This is a genomic window from Gelidibacter sp. F63206 (genome assembly GCF_023015735.1).
Map to the genome: position 1 here is coordinate 1 of NZ_JALKAU010000002.1, position 11,662 is coordinate 11,662.

At 36.6% G+C, this 11,662-nt stretch carries 7 protein-coding genes; 1 reads left to right on the forward strand and 6 read right to left on the reverse strand.

Translation table 11 applies throughout. From position 1 onward, the window contains the following. Positions 1–159: 159 nt before the first annotated feature. Entirely contained in the window at positions 160–1,131 is a 972-nt protein-coding gene (locus MWU32_RS00005) for an IS110 family transposase (protein ID WP_182207071.1), read from the forward strand. Positions 1,132–1,467: 336 nt separating this feature from the next. Here MWU32_RS00005 and MWU32_RS00010 read toward each other — a convergent pair whose 3' ends face one another. From MWU32_RS00010 to MWU32_RS00035, 6 genes are all read right to left on the reverse strand, one after another. Next, positions 1,468–4,461 (reverse strand): hypothetical protein, encoded by a 2,994-nt coding sequence (locus tag MWU32_RS00010; RefSeq protein WP_246936548.1) that lies wholly within the window; start codon positions 4,459–4,461, stop codon positions 1,468–1,470. Further along, the gene (locus tag MWU32_RS00015) at positions 4,448–5,368 is read right to left on the reverse strand and encodes a PIN domain-containing protein (protein ID WP_246936550.1); all 921 of its coding nucleotides are present in this window, start codon (positions 5,366–5,368) and stop codon (positions 4,448–4,450) included. The genes MWU32_RS00010 and MWU32_RS00015 overlap by 14 nt, the downstream gene beginning before the upstream one ends. A gap of 7 nt (positions 5,369–5,375) precedes the next feature. After that, positions 5,376–6,983, reverse strand: a complete 1,608-nt coding sequence (locus MWU32_RS00020) for a class I SAM-dependent methyltransferase (protein ID WP_246936552.1) — start codon at positions 6,981–6,983, stop codon at positions 5,376–5,378. After that, positions 6,970–9,954: an Eco57I restriction-modification methylase domain-containing protein gene (locus MWU32_RS00025; protein ID WP_246936554.1), complete on the reverse strand. Its 2,985-nt coding sequence runs from the start codon at positions 9,952–9,954 to the stop codon at positions 6,970–6,972. The genes MWU32_RS00020 and MWU32_RS00025 overlap by 14 nt, the downstream gene beginning before the upstream one ends. Continuing rightward, complete coding sequence (locus tag MWU32_RS00030) at positions 9,951–10,304, reverse strand: helix-turn-helix domain-containing protein (RefSeq protein WP_246936556.1); 354 nt, start codon at positions 10,302–10,304, stop codon at positions 9,951–9,953. Before MWU32_RS00030 ends, MWU32_RS00025 begins: the two co-directional genes overlap by 4 nt. 351 nt (positions 10,305–10,655) lie before the next feature. Then, positions 10,656–11,456, reverse strand: coding sequence for an abortive infection family protein (locus MWU32_RS00035; protein WP_246936558.1), 801 nt, complete (start codon positions 11,454–11,456; stop codon positions 10,656–10,658). Positions 11,457–11,662: the final 206 nt, after the last annotated feature.

Sequence of the window (11,662 nt, forward strand, 5' to 3'; positions counted from 1 at the left end):
GGAGTAAGGTTACTATACACGGTGAAGCTTTTAGACTTCGGCAACATTGATAATCCCCGCTCTTTTACTACTTAAATCACGTTCAGTTCTGTGAGGCCTGGACCTCGTTTTCAAGTTGTTGTGACCCAAGTAGCTGGTTCTTTCATAAAATAAATTCTTATGAATAAATATAAGGAAACTTTCGGAGTTGACATCAGCAAGGATGTCTTTGATTTGTACGGCAGCAATAGTGGCCACAACCAGTTCAATAATGATGGGAAAGGGTTTGGATCATTTTTAAAGATCCTTCCCGAAGGTGCCATTGTGGTCATGGAAGCTACGGGGTACTATCATTACAGGCTCGCACAGTTTCTTTACAAGAACCATGTGGTGGTATCTGTGGTAAACCCCTTGTCGGTGAAACGTTTCATTCAGATGAAGCTGGCCAAGATAAAGACCGACAAGAGCGATGCCAAGGCCATCTGTGACTATGCGATGGCAAACGAAGTTCCGCTATACAATGCCCTGACGGACGTACAGGCGGAGTGCCTGCAACTGTTTCGGTTGTTGGACAGCTACCTCAAGAAGCGTACCGCCACTAAGAACAAGATGCACGGTGAGGAGACCTTGGGAATCCCTTCGAAGTTTGTATACAGGTCCCTCAAACGGGACAGGAAGCACCTGGACGGGGAGATTGCCGGGATCGAGGAACGTCTGCTCTCGCTCGTAAAAAAAGAGCAACAGCACCAGCTCACTCTTTTGACGAGCGTTCCGGGTATTGGCCCAAAGACCGCATTGTTTCTAATTGTGGTGACCGATGGGTTTTCCAAATTTGAGACTGCCGGTCAGCTGTGCAGTTATGTAGGCATTACACCTACAATTCGCGAGTCGGGAAGCAGTGTGCGCGGTCGTAGCAGGATCAGTAAGGTCGGAAATAAGAAACTTCGCAACCTGCTGTTCCTTTGCGCATTCAATGCCTGTAAGCACAATAGGGCCTGTCGTGAACTTTACCAGCGGCTTGTAAATAAGGGGAAAAGCAAGAAACTGGCACTTATTGCGGTGTCCAATAAATTGCTCAAGCAGTGTTTTGCGATTGCTAATTCAGGAAATCCTTACGATCCAGAGCATGTATCGGTTCTGAAACTGCAATAGTTAAAATTAATATTATGAACATGGTGTTTGCTTGTTGGACTGGAAACAAATCGACCGTAGGAGATTTGTTCCATTTCAACAATGCCAAGATTTTTATGGTTAAAATTTAAGGAAGAAAAGACTTGTTTTTTACCTCAGTTCTTTGTTAGCCCACGTACTTCCTGCGTTCTGCTTGGTTTCATTCACTGACTTTTAATTTTTTCGGTTTGTCTGTTAGCGGTTGGGAAAGCCATACTCTTTGACAAGTTTTGGTGTTGCGGTGGGCAGTGCGACTTGGCAATGTGTATGGCTTTAGCGTTGGGCTTTTCCGTATGTTTACTGTTTTTTCGAGTTAAGTTATTGCGTATTTTGTTCATAAATCTCCCTTAGAAAAAATTGTTGATGTTCAGATGCCATTTTGTTACAAAATTCAGAGGCTATTTCATTTTGTCCGTAAGCAAACAGAAACGAAACCAAGTCCTTGATGGAATCTTTATCAGAATCTCGCATATAGTCTTTAAAGTTCAATGATGAAATTATTTTACCTATTGATTCTGCTGTCGTCTTTGGATTCCCTTTACCTTTTAATGCAACAAGGTTTTCAAGCAATTCGTGAGTTGAATATATTTTGTCAATGAGTTTGCACGATTTTAGAATGAGATTTGTATAAGTATCGTTTAGTTCAGGTACAAATACAATCCAATTAGAAAGCATTCCTAAATTTGTTTGTTCCTCCTCAATGGATGTAGATTCATATTTATCTGTCAAGAATTCCCATAAGTCAATAATTATTTGTTCAAACCTATGTAATTCTGTTTTGGAAAAATGCTTCTTTTGTCGCCAAACAAAGTGAATTAGTTCACCTACTTGGTCAGGCGAAACTTGATTTATAAACTTGAAAAGCAATTTTTCGGAAGAAAGAGTTTCATATTCTCTAAAATAAAAGGCTGTTAAATGGTAAACTAAGCCGTTTTGATTAAAACTTTTAAACTTGACGTTATCGTCAATCATCCTTTCATAATGAGGATAAAATAGGTTATAAAGCTCTTTACTATATGGTGGATTTCCGAAAACAAAACCTCCCATAAATGCAAGCCATTCTCTATCTTTGCTTGTGTAGTATTGCTTAACCTGTTTCGTAATCCAATCATAATCTAAAAAGCAGAACTGTTCAAAATACATTCCTTGCAAAATGTAACCATCAATAATTCCTTTTTTTAAAGACTCCTCAAATAATAATTTAATATCTTTTTCCCATTTTCCTTTGTCCTTATGTTCATATAAGTTTCTTGCTCTGTGAAGTGAATAGTCAAATAATGCCCTTAAAGATTTCCCTGCGGTTGAATTTAACGAATATGTTGGGTAATCCATATTCGTCTTTTTTAAATCGTCTACTGGTTTGAGGTTACCGACAATTATTTGAATTATTTCTTTTGCAAGTGGAAGAAATTCTAAATCAAAAGAATTTTTATCGTTGCGTAAACCGTCTGTAAGTATATTAGCTATTGAACCAACAACCCAATCAGATGTTGCACTCCAATCATCATTTTCAATTTCTAATTCACCTCCATAAAATTTAGGACTTTTAAGAGTGTTTAAACAAAATTGAAGAACTTTTTCCCAATCAAAAGTCTTTTCTTCTTTCCACGCTTTGCCAAATGCGTTAAGCATACGATAAGAATAGATGTAGGGGATATCTTGATATAATTCTATTTCTGAAACAAATTTTTCAGGTTCTGTTTCAACTGCATTTCCAAAGGTTTCAGACAATCCGCCGATACTTGGTTTATCAAAACTTCTTTTGGGGTTAAATGTTTTAATATACTCCACTATTTCTTGATTGCTTTTCTCAAGCAAATCATTTATTGAAATTGGGGAAACATAGCCCGTTCTAACTTTGATTTCACCTGAATTTTCAAAATGTTCGCTTGTGAGTTTTAATTTATTTGAGAGAAATAAATACTTGTCTTTAAATGGTTTTACGCTTTTTAAAGACGAAAACCACTTAAGTTTCCAATATTCTTTATCATCTTCTGTTTTCTCCTCGGATTTATTTTGTTCTCCTTGTTCAATAATGCTTTCAATTATTCTGGCTTCATTTGTATTCAGTGCGTTTTGATTTCTTTTTAGCAAATCATAAAGTTCTTTGTAATATTTGTAATCTGAAAACAGGTATAAAGCATCATTGTCTTTTATCAATTCAAAAAACAAGGATTTTGTGGTTTCCCAATTTTCACTTATTACATAAAGAGAAACACATATAAAAAAAGGAACGCGATATTTTGCATCAAAACAGATGGTTTTTAGGATGGATAATGCTTCTTCTGGGGTCTGCTTTGCTTTCTCGTTCAGTAAATCACGAAAAATTAGTGCAAACACATTCAAGACTTTTTCTTTGTCATAATGTTGACTACCCAACTTTCTAATACTGTTATAATCAAGAGCAAAAGAAAAGCCTGTACTTAACGTAAAGTTTAATCGCTGAAAAATATCGTCATTATCATTTGTAGGTGTATAGTCAATGTCGTGCTTCTTTAGAATTGACACGAGTTCATTTTTAATAGTACCCTCGCTTTTTTCTTCCCAATTTGGCAGGGTTGAAGTTACGCTGTTAGCTTCACTGTCGTTTAATTTTGATGAAACCGATAAATTTTCCTCTTCAATATGAATTTTGATTTCATATTCTTTATTTCCATCTTTCATTGTAGTATTGACCCCGCCGAAAACATCAAGAAGTAAGAATTTAATCGTTCTGCCTAATTCTAAAATAATACTTTCCGAACAGTACTTGACAACTTTCGCTATAATATCCGTTTTTTCAAATTGATTAGCTAAGAAGTATAAATACAATCTCGAACGATAGTTACTGCCTTCCCCAAAAAAATCAACTCCTTCAACATCAACTTTTTCTACTTGAAAAAGGTAATGAAGAATAATTTCAGCTTTTTCAATATCGGCTTCTGTTGGTTTGTCATTCAAGAATTTTGGAAGAAGTTTCTCACATAGTTCAGTAGTTTGAAGCATTGTGTCAAACTTGCTATTTAACCAAACAGGAATGAAATGTAAAATTTCTTTTGGAATACTTTCATTGGGGATATTTCCCAAAATTTTAGTGAAGACGTACCAAGTTCTGTAATTATCTCTTGGGTTTTCTGAAACGTTCTTGATTACTGCCAACAATTCATCCACAAGTTCAGTTTCTTTACCTTGACTTATTTCAACAGATAGTTTTTCCAAATAATCCAATATTTCCCAATAAGGAATTTGAAATCCGTCCTTAACCCGAAGCGGCTCTGGGTTTTGATTAGGGTTAAAATACCCTTCTGCTTTTAAAAAGTTAAACCAAGCCATTTTTTCCGAGATTATTAAAGAAATATTGTTTGTAGCTATCGTGTCTATTGATAAGTCTTTTTAGGACATCTTCATCAAATGATGTTCGCTTTTTCTTTTGAAGAATATCGTCAATGTATTTTAGGTTTTCAAGATAGTCTACGTCCGGATTTGCTATTTTAGGTATATCAAATCTCTTCCTTTCCTCAACTTCTTCCTGTTTTTTACTTTTTAAGTGGTCTTGAAAACTTGGAAGAGAATAAGAGCCCTTTCTTAACTCACTAATAAATCTTGCTCCAAAATTGTTTGTAGTGTCACCAATGTTTCTCTTGTTACCAAAGTAAATATATTGAAGGTTAGCTTCTTTGAATTCATTAACCAAAGAACTGTGCAATTCATATTTTTGATTTTTAGCAACCCCGAAATCCCCATCAATAGTTGAAAAAATACATTTATCGTAGTTTTTATGCTTTAAGTGATTTATCAAGGTCAATATATTAACGGTGTCTTTGTACCCTTCTTTGATATGGTTAGGAGCCTGTCTGAGCAAGTTTCTATTCCCTGCTTTAATAAGAATATCGTTGTTAATTTCGGCTTTTTCAGAAGTATTTAAAATCAAATCAATTCTTTCAATCCTATTCTGAATTATTTCTGATATAGTGTCAGGATTGTATATTTTACTAAGCGTAGTGTTATTCTTGAAACGATTTAATAAAATTTGTTCATTGTCTTTTAAGTGTTTAATGGCACTTTCCTTTCTTGAATTTTTATTCCTATGCCATTCGTCAATGATATTTGTGGGGGTGATATGTGTAATCAATTTGTTTTCAATCCAAAAACAGATTTCTTCAAAAAGATTATCCTCGTTGTCGAAGCTTACCTCCAACAATCCTAACCAAACACAAGTATCTAAAGTTATATAAATCAATCTACTATCATTTATTCCTATTCAACCTCCTCGATGACAATTTTTTCCAAATGCTATCTGCGAGGCTTATTTCCTTATCGGTAAAGCCATAGCCTTTTTTGAGAATTTGTTGGTTTGTTATTTTTAAGATTTCGTCAATGGGTTTGTCCTCACGCATCATTTTGTCGATTGTGGCGAGTAAATCCGTGTTCTCGGGTTGATAGGGAAGTAATATTTTGCCTGCTTCGCTTGGCATCAGTTCCAAAACGCCACCGCCATAACTACGTCCTACGATTTCCGAGAAAGCCAAAGACAATGAATTGTAAAAACTACCGATAAAAGCCTTCTTGTCTGTTTTTTCTTTGATGAAAACCCTGTGCATTGTGTCGGTGGTATAGGCGTTGGCTTCGTTCAGGATTAAACGGGGATAAAGGTTGTTTCTCCTAATAAACAAAGCTTCCGAAAGTTTGATAGATGGTATCACAAACCAATCGTCTCGGATGCTCGTTTTGTAACCTTTGTGTATCCCAATGGATTTCCCGTATTGTAAATAGTCCTTAACTCCAAGATACCCATTTAGCTTTTCTTTGGGCGGAAACACCAATAAATTAGCCTTGGCTTCGGTTTGTTGGTTTTTTAACCAATCTTTCTTGTTAAAAACCACACTGTTTACCTGAACGCTTCGCCCAACCATTGGTTTGGCAAAATCTTCCAACTGATAAAATTTTACGGTGGAATAGGGAACAGTGAAATATTTATTTGCTCCTGTGGTAATACCCACTTCCACATTGGCATAATCGCTAATGGTCGGGATGTTTTTTTCTTTAGCAATAGTTTCCAAAAAGTTGATTTCTTCTTGCTCCAAAAAATAGTATGTCCATTTATTGGATTTAAAATCAATTTTTTTGGTAGGGCTTCTCAATCGGTTTACGTCCAAAGAGGAAAGCTCGGAAGCGTCTGTCAACTCCAAATGCTCAATGCGGTGTGAATTACTGTTGTTTTTTTCGCAGAGTAGCAAAACCACTTCTTGTTGAATATCGGGGAACACCAATTTTTTGAAGGAAATGATGTTGATTTTGTTGTAAAACCGAGCTAAAAATTCTCGCAATTGTTTAGCGTAAGAAACTTGTAAAAGTTCTGCCGGAATCACAAAACCGATTTTGCCATTTTCTTTGAGCAATAGACTTGAACCCACCACAAAGGAAACCCAAGCGTTGGTCAGCTTTGAATACTTTAGACCCGCTCTTTCAAAGATTTTCCCTGCTTCAATTTGCTGTTCCTTGTCGAAATATTGGTAACGAATGTAAGGCGGATTGCCTACGACTAAATCAAATCTTCGGGTGGTTTCATTGCAATACAAATGAAAGTCAGAGTTAATAACCGTTTTATTGTTAAGGTCAATTTGCTCTGCCTTTTCGGCTTCTCCCTCGTCAAATTCAATTGCCGTTACTGATTCAAAAGTGTGGTCGTTTTCTCTGAGTTGTTCCAAGAAAACCCCATCTCCGCAACTCGGTTCTAAAATTTCATAGTCATTGCTTCCGTTGATACCCCATTTCAAAATGAATGAAGCAATCGGTTCGGGCGTGTAGAAACCGCCTCTTAATTTTTCCGCTGATGCGTTTTCAATTAACTTCATATAATTCTTTTATTAAAGGGATTAACAAATCATCACTGCCCAAGCCGTACAACTCGGTCAGCAACTTGTCTAAATGTGCTTTTTCTCTTGAAAATTGGCTTTGTAAAGGCATTATTTTCCTTTTGTTACCTGCATTTACATCTATTTCATCATAAATTCGGATTAGTTCTTTTTGAGTCGTTACGATTTGGTCGTGAAGTGTTTTATCTTTCGAGTTGGTAAAGTCGATTTTCCGAATGGGTAAATTTTTCAACACTTTTGTTCCCCTTGCGATATAACCGCCTCTAAAAACCTCTCCATACAAAGCACTCAACCACTCCAAGTATTTGGAATTGAGAATGGCTTGAAGGTAGTAAATGGAATATTCCGAATCTTCGGGAAGAGCAACCACACAATAGCCTGCCGTTCCTCCTGATGAAATTAGTGTACCGTGCGTGTCAATGGCGTATTTGTCGCCAACAGAAAGTACGCCAACAATGATTTTTTCGGGCAAACCGCAACTGTCCAAACTTTGATGCCTTCCGAACCTATGCCACTCGTTTGCGGTTTTCGGTTCGGGTTTAATATCCCTTTTTGGATTGTCCAAAATGTTTTTATGATGTTGGAAATAATCATAAGCCAACGGATATTTCTTTTTGATGTCAGAAAGCGGAATTATATCAACACCTGTTTTCTTCTTTTTATAGGGATAAATAACCCTTGCGTTGGGCTTGAATGTTCTATACGTGTACAGGTTATCCTCTTTTGAAGAAGTTTTGAAATAAGGTTTAGTGATGCCTTTTTCAATTTTGTAATCAACACCTTTTTGCGTGAAATAATAATGCTTTTTGTCTTCTTTGGTAGGTGTAAAGATATAAATGGCATTGGCACTGGTTTGAATGCCGTTGAAAATGTTGCCATCCCCAACTAAATCTTCTAATTTAATACTCTGAGAAGCAATTTTGTTGAAAGTGTCTGTTAATTCAGGCGACACCAAAACCCAAACATCACTGTTCAAATCATTGGTGTTTTTAGAATCGTATCGTAATGCTTCTGGCTCACGAACTTTCCAACTTTTTAAGCTCTTGACTTCGGCATATTGAAATGCCTTTTTTGGCTCTTTGCCTAAAATGAGTAAAGAAGTGTAAGTTGTTTTATCGGCAAATACTTGATTGGCTCCAAACGAAACAATGGAATGTAAGTATTCCTTTTCGGTAAGCAATTCTCTTAGCTTTTTCCCTGCACCAACTTTGGTAAACTTGCTTGGCACGATATAACCCAAAATACCGTCCTTTGCCAACAATTGTAATCCTTGTTCAAGGAAAAGGAAGTATTTGTCAAACTGCTTGTAAGCCGAAGTGTAATTCTTCTTGTACAAAGGCAATTCAAGCGGTGTGATATTCTTCATATCTTCCGACTTCATATAAGGCGGATTGCCTACAATCACGTCAAAACGAAGTTTTGAGAAGTCAAAAGGGTTTATTTCCGTTTGATGTTCTTTTTTGACTTTTTTTGGGTCTAAAAGGCTGTTTCCAAAATAAATGTTTTGCGAAAGGTCGGGTAAAACGGGTTTTGTTTTATTGGTGGAAGTAGTGTCTTCGTCTTCAAGTATTTTCAGCAACAAACCAAATTTTGAAGCTTCTACGGCATTGTAATCCTTGTCAATTCCATAAACACAATTCAGCAACAGTTCCCGTTTAATCTCAAACGGTAATTTATAGGTGTTGATATTGGTTTGTATGAGTTCTGACGTGTCATTTTTCAAATAATAGTCAATCAGAATGTCATTAAGCAACTGGAACAGTTCCAACAAAAATGCACCTGAACCACACGCAATGTCGGCAAATTTCAAACTCAGAATTTCCTTGTCGGTTTTGTCTTCGCATTTTTTCAAAACTGTGTTTCGCAAAATATCGCTAATGATAAAAGTGGGTGTGGTAACAATATCCCTGTCAACATTTTCTGGCTTTTTTACCAATTCGATTTTACCGTTTGAAACGGTCAGTTTTTCTGATAAGAAAATCTCATAAATACTTCCCAAAACATCCGAAGAAAAAACGCTGAAAGAGTAAGGGCTTTCAGGATAGTAAAGTTGTTTAATGATGTTCCAAAAAACCGAACTGACGTTTTCAACAATTTGGTCTTTCAGTAATTGGTCAAACAAACCCGAATTGTAACGTTTATCTGCATCCTGGAACTTTTTGATTAAGGCTTTGAAGTCGTTTGCGTTGGCAAACTTCAAGAGCGTTTGATAATCCTCTAAATTCCTGTCCTCACACACTCGAAGGAACAAAATGCGGTTCAGGTAACTCTGAACAATATCGTTTAGTTGTTGCTCGTCAATTTTAGGGTCGTGTTTGTAAATTTCAGAACCTAAATCTTTTCTCCATTCGTTGATTTGACCAAGGAAAAGGTCGTCAATAGAATACTGATTGATTTTGGTTTCAATGTCTTCCCATTCGGTTTCAAAAGTTTCTGAATACACCGCTTCACGTCCGAGAAGTTGTTTTATTTCTTCAAATTTGCTTTCGTATTCGGTGTAGTGATAGGTTTTTACAAGTGCTTTTTGAAAGGTATCGTTTTTCTCAACCTTTACGGACGTGTCGTAAATTATAAGGTGTTCAAAATTGGAAATAACCGATATTTTCAGCTTAGCAGTAAATCCGTAGCGTCTTACTTGTTTAGCAGTGTCGTTGTTGTTTTCAATGCGAACAGAAGGCTTTTTGGCTTCCAAGAAAAATTTCCGTTCAGAGAAAAGTCGGAAAGTGTAATCGGGTTTTTTGGAATGTTCGGAAGCATTGGCTTTCAAGGCTTCTTCCAAAATCACTTCCCGTTCATTGGTCGGTTTCCCCGAACTGTTTTTAATATCCCAACCCAACAACTCAAACAGCGGGTCCAAAAAATCACTGCGAAGCAGTGTTTCGTTGTACTTGCTGGTCAAGTAATATTCCCTGTCGGCTTGATATTTTTCTATGAGTTGTTTGATGTTCATTTATTGGGGTTGGATTTTAAGTATTTTACCTTCTGTTCAGCGACTTTTAGGGTTTTGGTTGCTACGTCCTCGTCCATTAGTTCATATGCTATTTTTTCGCTTAGGTATTGGATTAAGAGTTCGTCTTTGTCCAATTCAAGGATTTCGGCAAGTTTGATGATTTGTTCTTTGGTTGCCTTTCGAGTTCCCCGTTCCACTTTGCTCAAAATTGCAGTGTCCATTTCGAGCAATGCTGAAACCTGACGTAGAAAAAGTCCTTTTTCTTCCCTGCGTTCCCGCAGTATTTCGCCTATTGTTTTTTTGACATTCATAATGTCGTTTGAAATTTTATACTTGACATTTGTTGTCAAATGTAACAGTTTTATTTATTCAGTCAACTTTCTGTGGTCAGAAGTTTTCAACATTTTTTCAAAGTGTGGGGGAAAACGGCTCTTTTGGTTTTTTCAGCGTTGGGTGAAGTGGTTGGGAAAAACCAAATGTGCCGTTTGTGCGGTGGGTTTTTCAGTATGTGGGCTAACGTTTTCGGGCTTTGCGTTCGGGCGGGATTTGGAGCACAAAACTGTCAACTTGCGCTGAACTTGAATAGAAGCACAAAGCTCCAAGTTTGCACGTCACCCCGCCTGACGCAAAACCCGTGTTAGCGGTTCGCCCTTCTTTTTTTGCTTTCAATTTCAAAGTATAAAATGTCATTTATGCTTGTTCTAAAATGGTAAACCGTCATCTTCTATTACAGGTGCTGGTGTCGGTTTAGGAAACTTTGTCTTGTAATACGAATTTAAAAAAAGTCCAACTGTCGCAACGGTATTAACAACGAAAAATGTATAAATGGTGTCATTAATTAAATAATCTTCAGTTGTCTTGCCGTGAAAGTTAGTCTTCTCACTTCTGAGCTTTTCGATTGCTTGATTTATTGCTAAAAGAGAACTGCCAATTGTTTTTATTTCCTTTGGATGGTTGTCATTTGCTAAGTTGAACTCTTTTAAAATTATTGAAGTCAGTTTATATAGGGTTTCACCGCCAGTTATTTTACTTGAAATTCTATCATCTTTAAGAATTTCCTTTATTATACTTTCAAGTGCAGAGTTCGCAAGCCCGACAGCTAAACTTGGGTCAGTGTCAATTTGCTTATAAGCTTTTACAAATGTGTCGTAGGCTCTTTGGTAGTCAGCTTTTAGAACATTTTTAAATGTCGGGATTGAGGGTATAAAGTCTGGAGTATCAACACCTAATTCAATTGCAATTTTCAACAAAGTTTCTCCGTCTATAGAATGTAAAGTTGATTTTAAATCAATTGAGCCACCTTCTTTTTGTTTTTTGATTTCAAACTGCGGTGTCCAACCAATATGAAAACCAGTGTCTGTGTATCTATCTTCAAATACTTGCCATTTTTCTAAATACTTTTCTACATTGTAATACTTAGATGTCGTAAACATATTCCAAAGAGCGTTTTCAACGTCTTCAACTAATTTCATTTGGTATTTTGGAGATATTAATCCTTCCATCTTGTCTGTGTCGTTATTTTCTTCGTGGTTGTCGTCATAGGGTGACCGCTAACGTTGTTGTGTCGAGTAGGAAAAGGGAGTTTCACCCTTCCCCTCTCACAGAACCGTACGTGATAGTCTCCCATCATACGGCTCTTCTAATTTAATCTACAAATATAAGCTCATCCTCTTTCAAGTTGGCAAATCGTATTTTAAATTAGCTAACC